This is a genomic window from Lysinibacillus sp. GJ-1 (assembly GCF_021166035.1).
Lineage (GTDB): Bacteria > Bacillota > Bacilli > Bacillales_A > Planococcaceae > Lysinibacillus > Lysinibacillus sphaericus.
Genome location: NZ_CP088912.1, coordinates 1,561,924 through 1,578,432, shown reverse-complemented (window position 1 = coordinate 1,578,432; position 16,509 = coordinate 1,561,924). Strand labels below are relative to the sequence as shown.

14 protein-coding genes and 3 pseudogenes are annotated in these 16,509 nt (G+C 39.9%); all 17 read right to left on the bottom strand.

From position 1 onward, the window contains the following. Positions 1-43: 43 nt before the first annotated feature. The gene (lhaT, locus tag LO754_RS07380) at positions 44-640 is read right to left on the bottom strand and encodes a lipoprotein heptaprenylglyceryl N-acetyltransferase LhaT (protein ID WP_025219081.1); all 597 of its coding nucleotides are present in this window, start codon (positions 638-640) and stop codon (positions 44-46) included. Between the two features lie 204 nt (positions 641-844). Further along, positions 845-1,618 (bottom strand): annotated as a pseudogene (locus LO754_RS07375) (c-type cytochrome). 42 nt (positions 1,619-1,660) lie between these two features. Next, the gene (gene qcrB, locus LO754_RS07370) at positions 1,661-2,335 is read right to left on the bottom strand and encodes a menaquinol-cytochrome c reductase cytochrome b subunit (RefSeq protein ID WP_024364262.1); all 675 of its coding nucleotides are present in this window, start codon (positions 2,333-2,335) and stop codon (positions 1,661-1,663) included. Positions 2,336-2,357: 22 nt separating this feature from the next. After that, entirely contained in the window at positions 2,358-2,861 is a 504-nt protein-coding gene (locus tag LO754_RS07365) for a QcrA and Rieske domain-containing protein (protein ID WP_024364263.1), read from the bottom strand. A gap of 155 nt (positions 2,862-3,016) precedes the next feature. Next, the gene (locus LO754_RS07360; protein ID WP_231785909.1) at positions 3,017-3,466 is read right to left on the bottom strand and encodes a DUF2487 family protein; all 450 of its coding nucleotides are present in this window, start codon (positions 3,464-3,466) and stop codon (positions 3,017-3,019) included. A gap of 151 nt (positions 3,467-3,617) precedes the next feature. Then, positions 3,618-4,175, bottom strand: a complete 558-nt coding sequence (locus LO754_RS07355; protein ID WP_024364265.1) for a ReoY family proteolytic degradation factor — start codon at positions 4,173-4,175, stop codon at positions 3,618-3,620. Between the two features lie 14 nt (positions 4,176-4,189). Next, on the bottom strand, positions 4,190-5,458 hold the full coding sequence (locus tag LO754_RS07350) for a tetratricopeptide repeat protein (protein WP_029747404.1): 1,269 nt from the start codon (positions 5,456-5,458) through the stop codon (positions 4,190-4,192). A 287-nt stretch (positions 5,459-5,745) separates the two neighbouring features. Then, positions 5,746-7,035, bottom strand: a complete 1,290-nt coding sequence (aroA, locus tag LO754_RS07345) for a 3-phosphoshikimate 1-carboxyvinyltransferase (RefSeq protein WP_231785908.1) — start codon at positions 7,033-7,035, stop codon at positions 5,746-5,748. A 101-nt stretch (positions 7,036-7,136) separates the two neighbouring features. Further along, the gene (locus tag LO754_RS07340) at positions 7,137-8,234 is read right to left on the bottom strand and encodes a prephenate dehydrogenase (RefSeq protein ID WP_025219078.1); all 1,098 of its coding nucleotides are present in this window, start codon (positions 8,232-8,234) and stop codon (positions 7,137-7,139) included. After that, complete coding sequence (gene hisC / locus LO754_RS07335; protein ID WP_024364269.1) at positions 8,231-9,331, bottom strand: histidinol-phosphate transaminase; 1,101 nt, start codon at positions 9,329-9,331, stop codon at positions 8,231-8,233. The genes LO754_RS07340 and hisC overlap by 4 nt, the downstream gene beginning before the upstream one ends. 18 nt (positions 9,332-9,349) lie before the next feature. Continuing rightward, on the bottom strand, positions 9,350-9,718 hold the full coding sequence (gene aroH / locus LO754_RS07330) for a chorismate mutase (protein ID WP_024364270.1): 369 nt from the start codon (positions 9,716-9,718) through the stop codon (positions 9,350-9,352). Next, positions 9,715-10,806 (bottom strand): annotated as a pseudogene (gene aroB, locus LO754_RS07325) (3-dehydroquinate synthase). Before aroB ends, aroH begins: the two are co-directional and overlap by 4 nt. Positions 10,807-10,809: 3 nt before the next feature. Then, positions 10,810-11,991 (bottom strand): chorismate synthase, encoded by a 1,182-nt coding sequence (aroC, locus tag LO754_RS07315; RefSeq protein ID WP_024364272.1) that lies wholly within the window; start codon positions 11,989-11,991, stop codon positions 10,810-10,812. A 375-nt stretch (positions 11,992-12,366) separates the two neighbouring features. Continuing rightward, complete coding sequence (locus LO754_RS07310) at positions 12,367-13,137, bottom strand: CheR family methyltransferase (RefSeq protein ID WP_024364273.1); 771 nt, start codon at positions 13,135-13,137, stop codon at positions 12,367-12,369. An 84-nt stretch (positions 13,138-13,221) separates the two neighbouring features. Continuing rightward, a complete protein-coding gene (locus tag LO754_RS07305) occupies positions 13,222-13,452 on the bottom strand; it encodes a hypothetical protein (protein WP_024364274.1) in 231 nt (76 codons plus the stop codon). A 532-nt stretch (positions 13,453-13,984) separates the two neighbouring features. Further along, positions 13,985-15,608 (bottom strand): annotated as a pseudogene (locus LO754_RS07300) (long-chain fatty acid--CoA ligase). Positions 15,609-15,732: 124 nt separating this feature from the next. Then, entirely contained in the window at positions 15,733-16,500 is a 768-nt protein-coding gene (locus tag LO754_RS07295; protein ID WP_024364276.1) for a 3-hydroxyacyl-CoA dehydrogenase, read from the bottom strand. Between the last annotated feature and the right edge of the window lie 9 nt (positions 16,501-16,509).

Here is a 16,509-nt window from a genome sequence, read left to right as displayed (position 1 = left end):
TAACCCCTTTCTATCTCGATACTATAATTCTATAGAGATTTCCCTAATTGGGCAAATATTTGCGCCACCTAATTGAGAAAATGGCGATAAAAATACAAGCAATTGATAACCAAAATGTAAAATAGCCAATGATACTTGTATAGTCTGCTAAATCACGGTACATTGGCATTTGTCCAAATACATAGTCAATGACATCATTGTGCAAAGTCCATACCGCAGCAAAAGCAACATGCCAATATGAAAATACATATTTACCGATATAAAGAACACCTTGGACAGCCATCGCAAAATGTGAAGCAATCAGCATCCAACCTTGCCAGCCTATATAGCCCGTTTCAACTAGCGTCCAAAGATTCATCACATCCGCCCAGATACCATATTTAACCAATGTCACAAGCGCTAATACTTCCATCAATGGCCATCGTTTTCCTAAAATCCATGCCAGCAGCACAAAACAAAAAAATAAACTAGCAGTGGGACTATCTGGTACAAAAATATAAAAAATGGGCTTTGTTATCGCAAGTTGCCAACCATACCAGTAATAGCCGTAAATGGTTCCTAACAAGTTAATAAGCAGTAAAATGATTAAAAATGTTTTATGCGTAAGGAGATACCAAATGTTTGCAGGCGTTATTTGCATGATTAAAACTCCTTTACTATCCGTCTATTCTAAGATGTCTTTTTCCTCGATTTTTATGTATGATGTGACGGCTGCGCTTCTTAGTCCACTATGTCATATCGTAGTTTCCTTTCAAAGCTGTGCCTTATTAAGTATATCGTAAACATCCATATAATTTTGATAAAAACTAGAAAAAAAGAGTCAGTTTCCTGACTCTTTTTGAAATTATTCAGCTTTTAAGCTTTCGATAAACTCAGCAAGCTTTTGAAGATCTTCATCAGATCCTGTCCATAGACCTGCTGGCATTTTACCGCTAGGCGTACCATTGTGTGCGATGTCAATTATTTCATCAGCTGTTAAGCCAGTGTTCATAAGTGTTGGCGCACCAGCACCACCTTCTAAGCCTTCACCGTGACATGTAATACATGCAGAGCCGGCATAGATTTGGTAACCTTCTGAGCCTTTATCGAACTCTACAGTTTCCACGATAGCACCTTGAATTTTTTGAGCTTCCCAGTCATGATTAACAACTGACTCCCAAGTTAAATAGAACATAGCAGCCAATGTTAATAACATAAACGCAGTTGGTAACGGACGTTTAGACGGACGGCGTTCTGGACTCTTATCTAAAAATGGCATTAATAATAGCGCTCCAAATGCTAGACCTGGAATGACAATTGCTCCGATAACATTATATGGACCAGAAGCAAATGAGTATTTTAAGAGTTGGTACATGAATAAGAAGTACCAGTCCGGTAATGGCGTGTATGCTCTTGTTGGATCAGCTGGCCCTTCAAGTGGAGATGGGTGAGCGACTGTTAACAGTAAATAACCGATTAAGAAAACAGCACCTACCATCCATTCTTTTAGTAAGAAGTTCGGTCAGAAAGCTTCAGTTTTACCTGGATATTCGGAATAATCCTTTGGAACGTTCGGCATTCTGTGATTCGCTTTGATACGAGAATCGCCGACAAATTTCATTCCTTTTCCGCGATGCATAGTGTCCCCTCCTTTAAAAAATCATCGAACCGTCAAGAAGTATTACAACGGCCCTGAAATTCCTTGACGACGAATCATGATAAAGTGTGCTGCAAGTAACCCAAACAATACTGCAGGCAAGAAGAATACATGAATCGCAAAGAATCGTGTTAACGTTTGAGCACCAAGAATAGTACTGTCACCCGCTAATAATACTTTAATCATCGAACCGATAAACGGTACAGATGCTGCAATTTCGATACCTACTTTAGTAGCGAATAATGCTTTCATATCCCATGGTAATAGGTATCCTGTAAAACCAAGACCCATCATTACTCCAAAAATACCTACACCAACCATCCAGTTTAACTCACGAGGTTTCTTATAAGACCCTGTGAAGAATACACGAAGCGTATGTAAGAACATCATTACAATTACTAATGAGGCTCCCCAGTGGTGCATACCGCGCACGATTTCACCAAATGCTACTTCGTTTTGTAAATAATAAACTGACTTCCAGGCATTCACGACGTCTGGTACATAGTACATTGTTAAGAACATACCAGAAAGAATTTGAATTACTGTGATGAAAAATGTTAATCCACCAAAGCAGTAAACGAATGCTGAAAAATGGTGTGCAGGGTTCACGTGCTCTGGCACTTCGTGGTCGGCAATATCACGCCAAATTGGTGTAATATCTAATCGTTCATCGACCCAATCATAAATTTTATTTAGCACTGAATTCGTACCCCCTTACAAATTAAACTAGAGTATTTGCTCTTGCTGGACCAATCATTAAATAACCATCTTTTTCTTGTACTTCAAATTCATCCAACGGACCTAGAGGTGGTGTACCTGCAATGTTTGCCCCGTTTTTCTCGTAACGCCCTGCATGACAAGGACAGAAGAATTGATCTGGGTGTGCTTTATCGCCACCCCAGTCCACCATACAACCTAAATGCTTACAAACTGGTGATAGAGCAATTATTTGGTCGCCACTTTTGTAAACCCAAGCTACGTTTGTAACGTTAGATTTGTACCATGCGTCAACTTGTTCAAAAGTAAAGTCAACTTTAATTGGCTGTTCAGTAATGTCGGCGACTTTATGTTCGGTTTTGATAAAATCCCCACCTTCATGCTTTTGTAAGACTGGGTCAATTGCAAAACGAACCATTGGCATCAACATACCTGCCGCCATAAATCCGCCAACACCAGTAAGTGTGTAGCTTAGAAATTGACGACGTGAAACTCGATTGTTACTCATCCTTTTCCCCCCTCTAACTTTAAAGGTCAGTCCAACGGACATACTTTTACAAATAGTAATACTAGGACATATCTATGATATATCAAGTCCATAGCTTGGTCAATATAGCATTCTGTGGAAACCTGGAGAATGTGAACATTTATTGAAACAAATTGCTAAATTTGTGACCATTTAGTCGAAAATATAGGGATTACTTGCCGTAACTGATCTTCGAGAATGGTGTTTTTCACGCCTTTATCCATGGATTCTAACGGAATAGCTGGCAACCAAATTATATTTACTACATCTCCAATATTTGTCCAAAAATGGTCACAAGTAATGAAGAACACATGCTTAAAACCAGCAGTATGTAATTGTGCTTCTAATTGCGCTGGCAATTCTTCGTCTTTCAAGGTCGTACTATATGAAAATGGTGGCATCACTAGTAAACGTCCTTTAAACTGTTGTTCAATAAAAGCCGTTAACGATAATAAGTAATCTGCTTCTGCGCCACTTTGCTTCAACTTTTCAGCAGCAAAATCGATCCCTACGAGTGGTACAATCGCTGTATCGATAAAATCCTTCTGCGCTAAAAAAGATGTTACATCGTTTGCATTAAAATACATCCAACAACCCTCCTTACGATTACAAAATAAAAATGCCCTTTTCCACTCTTTAATAGGATAACCAATAAAAAGTGAAAACAATCATTCACTAGTCATGTTACCATATAGAGGTGGAGAAAGGGCATTCAATTTTTACCTATTCGGCTTGAGATTATTGTAAATTAGCAGTTTCCTTTAAAACTTGTAACAAATTAGACAATTCATAAAATCGTTCTTCATCGCCCTTATCTAGAGCTTCATCAATTTGCGCAAGTAATTTTTCTTCTTGGAATACGAGTAAACTATTGGAAAGTAACTCTTCAGCCAGTAAACGATCCTTTTCACTAACAATCAATGTTTCTGGCATATAAGGGTTTTCTTCAAGAACTGCTAAGTATTGTGCACTTGGCGGTATATTTGGAAAGTTCAATTGTATATACATATCTTCTTGCTCATGTAAACGTAAGTCATGGAAAGATTTCTCGGCATCGGCTGTCATCACATTGCCTTTATAAAAACGAAATGGTACACCTGTTGAGTCTACTGTAGACATCACCATTGCTCTAGGACAATAGTGTGCTTCTTCTACAAACCGTATTCGTTTTAACAACTCATCATTACTTAATAAGTAATTTAAAATCCATACACACTCACGACGTTTTAATTGGTAATTTTTCAAAAACCAGCGAACAAATGCTTTTTTATCGACAACTGATACAGAAGCAGTCATACCCACTCCCTCCTTTACTCTAATTCTAAGCCTTCTAACATCTCTTGCCATTGTGGTTCACCTGGCTGAAGCTTGATTAAATGACCGATTACCTCTTTAACCTCTGAACGCTTGCCTTCTTCTAATAAGAAATAAACATATTTCTCTAAAAATGCTGCGTCTTCCTTAAAATCAGTATATGCCAAACGGTAAAATTCGTATGCACGGTCGTACAATTCTAAATTTGCATATGCGTCGGCAGCGTAAGGGTATAAAGTGTTCCACTCAAAATCATTTTTTTGCAATGTCTCAAATAATTCAACAACATCTTCAAAACGTTCTTGCTGTGTCAGTATAGAGATAAGTGTTAATACTGCCTCCATATATTCAGGATCCAAGGCAATCGCTTCACGTAAATAACTTTCAGCTTCATTTGGCAATGCATTTTTTAATGCCATTTTACCTGCGAATAAGAATAATGATTTGTCGTACTCATCACGCTTTAAACCTTCTTTAATGGCAGCATATGCTTTTTTATTGTCTTCCGTCATAGCATAACTTTCCGCAAGCAATAAATAAGCAGAGAAATAATCAGGATCCAATTCCTTTAAGTCCTCTAATTGTTTAATCGCCATTTCATATTTTTGTGATTGGAATGCAGCGTATGCTGCGCCAAATAAAATATCTGGCTTCACTTCGTCCTCAAGTGCTGCTAAATAATAGTCTAAAGCTGTTTCATAGGCAGCGCCTGCACGATATACTTCAGCTAATCGTTCAACGAGACTGATACCTGCAAAGTCTTCCTGCTGTTCATGTAATTCTTCATAAAGGCGTGCGGCCTCTAGAAAACGTCCTGTCTCAAATAACAGCTCGGCTTTAGCAAATTGTAGTAGTGGCTCATCAGGTAAGATGGCTAGCGCTTCATTAATGCGCTTTTCTGCTACCTCAAATAACCCTTGCATTTGATAATAATCAGCTAGCACTAGTAATGCTTGCGGGTACTCTGGAGCGGTATCTTCGACTGCTAACAACATGTCTAACGCCTCGTCCTCATCACCAAGCTCCATTAAAACATTGGCACGATCAATTTTTAATTGTGCCTCTTCAGGGAATAAAAATTGCAAATGCTCCAGTACACGGTCCGCTTCTTTCATATACCCATATTGCATAAAAACTTCCGCCAGTGCGTAAATTTCCTCAGGTAACTCCTTCATTAAAAAAGATTCGAGTAGCTGGTCTATTAAAGCTAAATCCCCTTGCTCAAGTGCTTGCATCATTTCAGTCATCGCATTATTCACAGTCATTCACCTATTCTTTCTTGTATATCTTTATGCTACAAAATATTTTCTTTCGAAACAAGAAAAAACTCCCCAAAAGGATTGGGGAGTCCAGACTTTAGACAACCCAAAGAATGACGCATTTGTCTACTGTCTTGTTTGATTAAAAATACTTTTACATTATTACTGCCTGTATTAATTGACAACCTACTGTAAAATACTAGAATTACAGCCAACTGCTACATCAACTAAACTATCATGTAAGAAATTTAAACGATAGAGAATGGCAATAGATGAAAGCATACACTTGCAGACTATTTCTTCACAGTTTCAACATGCTCGAAAAACGATGGGTAGGATACAGCGATGCATTCCGCATCATCTAATGTCACTGCACCATTCGTAATTAAAGCTGCCACAGCGCCCATCATACCGATACGGTGGTCTCCGTATGTTTTTAGGCTAGCCCCTTGTAATGGCGTTGGCACTTCAATCACCATGCCATCCTCAGTTGCTTCAATACGTGCACCAAGTTTTTGTAGTTCATCCACCACAGCCGTAATCCGATCTGTCTCTTTAACCTTAAGCTCCTCAGCGTCTTTAATAATGGTTGTACCATGTGCTTGTGTTGCTAAAAGTGCAAGAATCGGAATTTCATCGATTAGTCGTGGAATTATATCGCCTTCAATAATTGTCCCTTTTAATGTAGACGTTTCAATTGTAATAGTTGCTGTTGGCTCAAATTGATCTTCTTCATTTGGCACTACTGTCATCGACGCCCCCATATTTCGAAGCACTTCAATAACCCCATCACGCGTTGGGTTAATGCCCACATTTTCTAAAACAACTTTACTATTTTGGCAAATAGCACCCGCCACTAAGAAAAATGCTGCGGAAGAAATATCTCCTGGTACCGACACATGTGTTCCTAATAGTGTTTGTCCACCTTCAAATGAGATAACGCCTTCCTCCACAGTTAGTTGTGCCCCAAATTGACGTAACATGCGCTCTGTATGATCGCGAGAAATTTCCGTTTCGCGCACTACTGTTGTGCCTTGCGCACGTAAACCTGCTAGTAAAATAGCAGATTTCACTTGTGCACTCGCAACAGGCATTTGGTAGTCTATCGCTTGTAGCGTTGTACCCTGTATGGCAAGAGGTGTATATTGTCCATCTGCACGTCCCGTAATATGAGCACCCATTTGACGTAGTGGATCGATGACACGTCGCATCGGACGCTTCCCAATTGATGCATCCCCTGTCATTACAGAATGTACGTTAGAGCCTGCTAGAATGCCAAGCATTAAGCGAGTCGTTGTACCGGAGTTCCCTGTATAAAGCACTTCGCTAGGCTCTTGCCATGCTTCCATTCCTGCACTTTCAATTGTTACATTTGTACCGTCCACATCAATTTTGACGCCAAGCTTGCGGAAGCAATCAATTGTGCTTAAACAATCCTCTCCAAGTAGAAAGCCATCCACCGTTGTTTTCCCTGTTGCGATAGCGCCAAACATAACTGAACGATGTGACACTGATTTATCACCTGGGATTGTTAAGTGTCCTTGTAATGATGGTTTATGATACTGTAATACTTTTTCACTCATCGTTATCTCCCGCCTCCATATGAAGATAGAAAGCGCCGATATATCGACGCTTTCTTCATTATTAGTAATCCAACGTCTGTTCTTAACGTGAATGCACTTACCTATGAAATATATGTTTCAAATTTTGCACGCTGTTGAATACATGCAGCTGCACGCTCACGATCACTTTCACTTTGTAAACTAATGACAAGTATACCGAAGACATCTTCGCGAGATTCTACGATACGTAAATTAGTAATACTAATTTTTTCATCTGCAAGTAAACCTGTTACTTCAGAAATTACCCCTGGGTAGTCAGGAACATCGACATACAAATCAAACGACGTAAACATTGCCCCAGCACTAATTGGTAATTCATCACGAAGCTCCTTAGCAATTGCAAAATAGTTTTCAATATCAGCAGAGCTTCCATTTAGTAAAAGCTCCTTCACACGATTCATTTCGGATTGCCATCCCTCAAGCTGGGCTACTAATTCATCACGATTTTGTAGTGTAATATCACGCCATAATATCGGATTAGATGATGCAATACGCGTGACATCACGGAAGCCCCCTGCTGCCAGTGAGCGTGTCATCGGATACTCACCATTTTCTCCGCCTAATTGATGCACAAGAGATGCCGCAATAACATGCGGGAAATGGCTAACTACGGCTGTCATATGATCGTGCTCACGTGCAGATACACTAACAACTTTGGCATGAGTGAATTTCAATAGACTTTCAAGCTGGGCCATATTAATAATTTCTTCACCCGCTAGTGGTGTTAACATATAGTACGCATTTTCAAAAAGATGAGCCTTTGCCGCTAAAACACCACTTTTATGAGACCCTGCCATCGGGTGTCCACCGATAAAGGTAATACCTAATTCACGTAACTCCCCAGCTTTTTGCATAATCATTTTTTTCGTGCTACCTGTATCTGTTACAATCACTTTATTTTTTAACGGCCATGTTTTTAATTGTTCCATCCACTCAAGTGTAGCGTTAACAGGAGTCCCAAATATAATGATATCAACTTCTGCTGCAACATCTTGTGGATTTGTCACAATGTCATGAACAATATTTAATGTTTTAGCATGTTCACGTGTTGTTTCGTCCATATCATAGCCTATAATTTTTGTGTTAGGTGCTTTTTGTAAAGCAAGAGCAATCGAGCCTCCAATTAAGCCTAAACCAATTACAAGAACTTTGCGTGTCATGCAAAAACTCCTTGTTCTTGTAACACGGCTTCAAGATGCTGTAACAACGCCGCATTTTGCGCTTCAGTACCAATAGTTACACGAATAAAACCAGGGGCACCTAAAGCGTTCCCACTGCGAATAATAAACCCGCGCTTCATAAGTTCCTGAAAAACAACATCACTATTAGCTTTCGTATCAAATAAAATAAAGTTCGTATCAGATGGGTAGTATTTCAAATTATGCTTTTCACAAAAATCAACATATTGCTTTTTACCTAGTTCATTTGCTTTACAGCAATTTTTAATATAGTCTTGATCATTTAATGCAATCGCCGCAACTGCTTGGCTTAAAATCGTATTGTTAAACGGTGCACGCACTGGATCTAGTTTAGCAATGACTTCAGGTTGACCAATTGCGTAGCCTACTCGGAAGGAAGCAAGACCGTATGCTTTTGAGAATGTGCGCATTAATAGTACGTTTGGATACTCGTTAATTAATGGTAGTGTTTCTTTATGACCAGGGTGTGTCACATATTCGATATACGCTTCATCTAACACGACCAGTACATCGCTTGGTACTTTCGCTAAAAACGCTCGTAAATCCGTATCTGCAATGACAACACCTGTTGGATTGTTCGGGCTACATACCCACACAATTGAAGTATGCTCGTCAATTGCTGCCGCCATAGCATCCAAGTCATGTGCGCCATCAATACAAGGAATTTTACGAACTTCTGCGCCTTCAATTTCAGCATTATGAGCATATTGTGAGAATGATGGATCTGCCATGATTGTATTCACACCTGGATACAACAGCGCACGAGTAAGAATCGCAATAATATCATCTGAGCCATTGCCAAAAAGAAGCTGTGTTTCCTTGACACCTACATGATTTGCTACAGTTGTACGTAAGTTTTGCGCATAGCCGTCTGGATATAATGCATGGTTTACTGCACTATTGTGTAAATATGCTGTTACCTTAGGGGAGCAACCAAATGGGTTTTCATTTGATGCTAACTTTACGACTTCTTGTAAGCCAAATTCACGTTGTACTTCTTCAATTGGTTTACCTGGCTTATATGCTTGCATCCCGTCCAATTGTTGTTTCCATTTCATCTCAAACATCTCCTCTTATTATTTAGCTTGGGCTAAATCTGGTCTTAATTTGATTGCATCATTTAAATAAATATGCTTTACATCTTTTTGCGCCATTTCGACATTCGCATGAATTAACACGCGAATGCATAATGGCAAAGCTCCAGGCACGTCCATTTCATGCATACACATGACAGGAACATACTGCCAGCCTTCCATTAACCTAACAGCACGCGCTGGAAACGCTGATGTAATATCCGGCGTTGTCGAAATGACAATAGAGGCAATATCCTCTACCGCAACACCGTTTACTGCTACTACTTCACGTACTAATCTAGCTGTCTCATCCCATACAAGCTCTGGCTTGTCCAATTCAATTGTAATTGCGCCTCTTAAACCACGAATCATCCAAGCACCTCCGCTAATAATTGGCGGAATTCTGCATCTATTTCTTTGCATTCTGCTAACTCAATTGGTCGCACAAAAGGTTTCCCAATTTCTTCTAGCAGGACAAATTGTAATACACCATATTCCGCTTTTTTATCTTTTAATAAATATGTTGTTAACTGTTCAAATGAATAATCATTCACCGCTTCGAAAGGATAGCCGTTTTTTACAGCAAAATGTAAAAATGCTGTTGTAAAGTCACGATCCAGCTTACCATATCGCTCACTCAGTAAAAGACAATACACAAGACCAATCATCACTGCCTCACCATGTGCGACTTTCCCATAACCTGCTGCTGCTTCAATAGCATGGCCATATGTATGACCTAAGTTTAAATATTTGCGCACAGATTGTTCCGTTTCATCTTCAGACACAATTTTCGCCTTTACCTCAATGCCAGCCTTTAGCTGTTGAGCCAATTCCGTTGTACTAAAATGAATGACTGATTCAGCCGCCATTAATTGCTGTAGCCAGGAAGCACTTGAAATCATCGCATGTTTTATGACTTCAGCTGTTCCCGAACGCACCTCACGCTCTGGCAAACTCTCAATAAAGAGCGTATCGTATATTACCCCTTCAGGCTGGTAGAAAGCACCAATCATATTTTTGCCTAGTGGATGATTGATAGCTGTTTTACCTCCCACTGCTGAGTCATGTGCTAAAATCGTCGTTGGGATTTGAATAAACGGTACTCCTCGCATATAGGTAGCTGCAACAAACCCTGTTAAATCGCCAACTGCTCCGCCACCAAAGGCAAAAATAAATGATTTTCGTGAACATTTTTGTTCAAGTAAGAAAGTTTGTGCTGCATTGTATTGCCCAAAAGTTTTACAAGCTTCACCACCCGGTAGCACAAAGACCTCAAAGTCATATGGGAAATGGCCCTAAAAATATTCCCCTTGGGCAGCCCACACATTGGCATCTGTAAAAACAATGAGTTTATCTGCTTTTTGCAGTTTATCGTCAAATGTTTTGACTGCTTCAGCTAAAAAATTATGCCCAAGCACTACTTCATACTGATGTGATGTTGTCGCTACTGGTACACGCATATATCAAAACTCCTTTGCGTAACGGCGTTGTTCTTCAATTTGAGCTTGTAGTTGTGGCAATTGATCTCCGTGGAATTGCTCCATAATCGCATTTGCTATTTCCCAGGCAATAACATGTTCGGCAACAACAGATGCCGCCGGTACTGCACAGCTATCAGAACGTTCAACACTTGCTTTAAACGGTTCTTTTGTTTCAATATCAACACTTTGCAAAGGTTTATACAGCGTTGGAATAGGCTTCATAACACCGCGAACGACAATTGGCATACCTGTTGACATACCGCCTTCTAAGCCACCAAGTCGATTTGTTGCACGTGTATATCCTTCTTCTTCTGACCAAATAATTTCGTCATGGACTTCTGAACCTTTGCGACGAGCCATTTCAAAGCCAATACCGAATTCAACACCTTTAAAGGCATTAATTGATAACATAGCTGCCGCTAATTTCGCATCAAGCTTGCGATCGTAATGCACATAAGAGCCAATACCAGCTGGCATACCCTCAACAATTACTTCAACAACACCACCGATAGAGTCACCAGCTTTTTTCGCCTCATCGATTGCCTCCACCATTTTTGCAGAAGCAACAGGGTCTACACAGTAACATGGATCTGCTTCAACAATCGTACGAATTTCTGCTACTGATTTCCCTTCAATTACAGAAGTGTCTGCCTTAATACCTACGATTTCTGTAACATGTGACACAATTGATATACCAAGCTCATTTAATAATGCTTTAGCAACAGCACCAACAGCTACGCGGACAGTTGTTTCACGCGCAGAAGAACGCTCTAAAACATTGCGTAAATCGCGATGCCCATATTTCATGCCGCCTACTAAATCTGCATGACCCGGACGCGGACGTGAAATCTGACGTTTTATATCTTCTGGATTAATATCCTCTGCTAATGGTTCGGCCCCCATAATTTTTGTCCAATGCTTCCAGTCATCATTTGTGACAACAAGCGCAACTGGAGAACCTAGCGTTTGTCCGTGGCGCACACCACCTACTATTTCTACTGTATCTGTCTCAATTTGCATACGGCGACCGCGGCCATGTCCTCCTTGACGACGTTTTAAATCATGATTAATTTTCTCTGCTGTAATTGGTAAAAGTGACGGTAAACCCTCAATTATCGTTGTTAATTGCGGTCCGTGTGATTCACCTGCTGTTAAATAACGCATAAACGCTTTCTCCCTTCAACTCGCTAAAGTATGTATTTTTCACTATAACATATATTCTCTAAAAAAACAGTCCTTTTACAAATGTCATACCACCTTGCTATTAATACGTTCAAATAAACAGCACAGTATTATATGCGAATATTCTGAACGATTCATTTAAAAAAAGAAGGTTTTCTAGTAACACATCCAACTATTCTAACGCTACACATTCTACTGGAAATTATCGGCAGCAAAATGGTGAACTTAATAAAAAAATACGCTTTTTGCTTATGACAAGCGAAAAGCGTACGATCATCTATGTCTAGTGTCTTGGCAATTTTATGTACGTGACAGTCATCTTGTTCACTGTACGAATGCTTTTCATCATATAGTTTGCTATTTTTTTCGATAGAAGAATGTATCCTCTACCTCAAATTCATAACGCGAAGGATTAAATATTTGCTCCGTTGAGCCGACAAATAAAATGCCATCTTGTCGTAATGCTTTACTGAAGTTTGCATAGATTTGATCCTTTGCTTCTTCGGTAAAATAAATCATCACATTGCGGCACACGATCAGATCATAATTGGCATCATAATGATCGTTAAGCAAATTATGCTTTTTAAAGGTCACACAACGTTTAATTTCATCTTTCACTCGGTAGAAGCTTCCCTCTTGCTCAAAATACTTCGCCTGAATATCTTTTGGAACCTCTGCTAAAGAACGCTCTGGATAGACGCCCAATTTAGCTTTTTGAATAACATTTTCATCTAAATCTGTGGCGATTATTTGAATTTGCGATAACGGTACTAATTGTGATAATACCATTGCTAATGAATAAGGTTCTTCCCCAGTAGAACAGGCAGCACTCCAAATTTTCAAACGCTTATTGGATTGCAATAACTTTGGAAAAATTTTCTTTTGCAATACTTCCCAGCGCTTTCCATTTCGATAAAACTCCGAAACATTAATGGTCATTCGATCTAGAAATTCATTCATTAAATCGCGATCTTGTTCAAGAGCCTTAAAAAAATCAACAAAATTACGATATCCCTTTTTCTCATAGAGTGAAGTTAATCGTCTTTTCATTTGCGCTTCTTTATATAACGCTAAATCAATACCTGTTTTGCGCTTAATACCTTCTACAAATTGTTCATAATCTGACATACGGTCATCTTCCCCTCTAGCGTCGTATTTCCATTATAGCGGAAAAATGCCTTTACTGAAATAGTCTTTCATGTGTATTCAAAGTTACCTCGTTGTATTTTTCTTCTCTTCTAATAGTAGCACTTTCGAATGTTCCAATTCTAGTCGCAGTTTTTCGGTTTCTTTTGTATATGATTCCAATCTTAGCTTCTCTAATTCCACTTCTTGTTCGATTGTCTTTAATTTAAGTTTTTGTCCCTTCGTACGCGCATCAGTAAATATCCCAGCCAAAGCGACCATAATGCCGCCAATAATAGCAACAATAGCGATTTCCATAATTTCTCTTCCTCCTATCTATAAAGATTATCTATAAAGATTATACGATAAAACAAGCAAATAGTTTCCTTTTTTAAGTGTACTCCATCCATTTTCTAATTAATCAACAATGGAAAAACTAGTTCGAGGAAAAACACACGTCTTTTGTTATAGACATCACGCGTTTTCTCTCAACACAGCATCCAATGCAATAAAAGGCATCAAAAGAGAAAAAGTGTTAGATTGACTGCAATCAATCCAACACTTTTTCGCTATGCCGTTGTTGTCCGCTACGGCGGTGCTTTCCTCTCAGCACAGTAAGCCACAACCCTCGCTAACGCTCGGAATGCCAGCGTCTTACATTGTGTGCTGTTCTGAGCAGGAGTCACCACCTCCGCTACCAACAACTAGTGAACACTTCTAATTTTTTTATTGCAAGAGCATGAATAGCTAAGTTCTCCATATAGCAAAAAATTATGAACACCTTTCGTCTGTTTCTTAAATTTTTTGAGTTATGTCCCAGCTCCAGTCTATTACCATATTAATATAACTGTTAAATTTTCACACGATAATCTTTTAAATGTTCCCTTAACTTAGCTTTCATAAATTTACCAACGGATGTTTTCGGCACTTCATCTAAAAAAACAACATCATCGGGAATCCACGTTTTATGGAACTGTGTACGCAAACTATCGAGCAGTTCCTCCTTCGTAATGGAATCTTTATATTCAGGCTTAGGAACGACACATGCCAGCGGACGTTCCAACCATTTCTCATGTGGAATGGTCACCACGGCCGCTTCAAACACTTTCGGATGTGTCATTAAGGCATTTTCAAGCTCCACAGATGAAATCCATTCCCCACCACTCTTAATCAAGTCTTTTGTACGATCTGTAATTTTAATATAGCCATCAGGGGTCATCACCGCAATATCTCCAGTATATAGCCACCCATCTTTAAATGCTTCTGCCGTGCGCTCATCTTTATAATATTCACTAGCAATCCAAGACTCTTATTGTGATTTCTCCCATCGTCTTGCCGTCCCACGGTACCTCACCATGTTCATTAACGATTCGCATATCAAGAAGTGGCATCGTGATCCCTTGCGTTGTGCGAACGTGCATTTTTTCGTCTGTCGTATAGTGTTCCATATGTGATAAGTAGGTCGATAAGCTAACAAGTGGTGATGTCTCGGTCATACCGTAGCCCGTAAAATACGGAATTTTTTGTTCTTCTTCAAAACCGCGCACAAGACCAATGGGCGATGCAGAGCCACCACAAATAATCGAACGTAACGACGATAAATCACGTGGTTGTTGACGTTGCGCTTGTAACACACCAAGCCAAATCGTTGGAACGCCCGCTGTTAATGTTACTTTGTACTGTTCAATTAAATCCGCTAATAGCTGCGGTGTAAACATCGGTCCAGGTAGTACTTGAGTAGCCCCAAATAACACGCTAGCAAACGGTAAGCCCCAAGCATTGGCATGAAACATTGGGACGACCGGTAACACGACATCACGTTCACATATCGCGATGCTATCAGACAGCCCAGCTGTAATGCTATGAAGAACAATGCTCCGATGTGTATAGACAACACCCTTTGGCATACCTGTTGTTGCACTTGTATAGCACATGCCAGCAGGTGCATTCTCCTCTATATCGTCTGGAAATTCAAAATCACCACTTGCCTCTGCAAGTAGGTCTTCATAAGACAGCGCATTGGGTAATGGCGAGTTTTGCAATTCCACTGCATCCCCCATAACAATAAAATACTTCACTGTTTTAAGCTTAGACACGATTGGTGCAATGACAGGAACTAGATTTTCATCAATAAGTAAAATTTCATCTTCTGCATGATTTATCACATACACGATATGCTCAGGCGTCAAGCGAATATTAATCATATGCAGTACTGCACCAGCACACGGTACGGCAAAATATGCCTCTAAGTGACGATGATGATTCCAAGCAAAAGTACCCACTTTTATACCTCGGTCCATGCCTAGTGTTGTTAAAGCATCCGCTAATTTACGAGTACGAATAGCAAACTCTTTATAAGTAAACTCATGAATCGTTGTAGGGCTTGTACGCGAATAGATTTTCTTCGCATGAAAGAATCGTTCTGCCCGACTTAAAAAACTTGTCAGTAGTAAAGGTGTATCCATCATATGCATAACATCGCTCCCTTTCATTATCCTGACGTTTATCACGCCCTAATTAAACCGAAGCTGACCGCTGCTACAAAACATTTGTTTTTATCGACGACTATTCATTTACATCATAAGTACTTCAATTTTATTATTTCGGTTGCATGCGTATCGCACCATCAAGGCGAATGACCTCGCCATTAAGCATAACATTATGAATAATACTTTCTACAAGCAATGCATATTCGGATGGTTTGCCAAGACGTTTAGGAAACGGTGTCATAGTTGCTAGTGCTGTACGAGCTGGTTCAGCTAGCGACGCAAACATCGGCGTTTCAATTAGCCCAGGCGCGATCGTCATTACTCGTATTCCTAACTCTGCAAGCTCGCGCGCAATTGGCAATGTCATCGCCGCTACTCCACCCTTTGAGGCACTATAAGCCGCTTGTCCAATTTGACCATCAAATGCAGCCACAGATGCTGTATTAATCATAACGCCTCGCTGCCCATCTTCATCAGGCTTATTATGCTGCATTTGTTCGGCTGCAAGACGAATAACGTTAAATGTCCCAATTAAATTGACAGCTATCACTTTCGAAAATAACTCAAGTGCATGGACACCTCGTTTTGAAATGACTTTACTCGCATCCGCAATCCCTGCACAGTTAACAGCTACATTAATCAGTCCAAATGTTGCTATCGCATGTTCAATGCCCGCTGCCACATCCGCTTCCTGTGTCACATCAACACGAACATAGCGGACATTATCACCTAATTCTTGCACAAGTGTCTGCCCTCTCTCATCATTGACATCAAAAATAACAGCTTTACCACCTTCTCCAACAATTTTCCGGACAGTTGCCTCCCCTAAACCTGATGCACCACCTGTTACAATCGCTACAACTTCATGACATTTCATCCCACACAA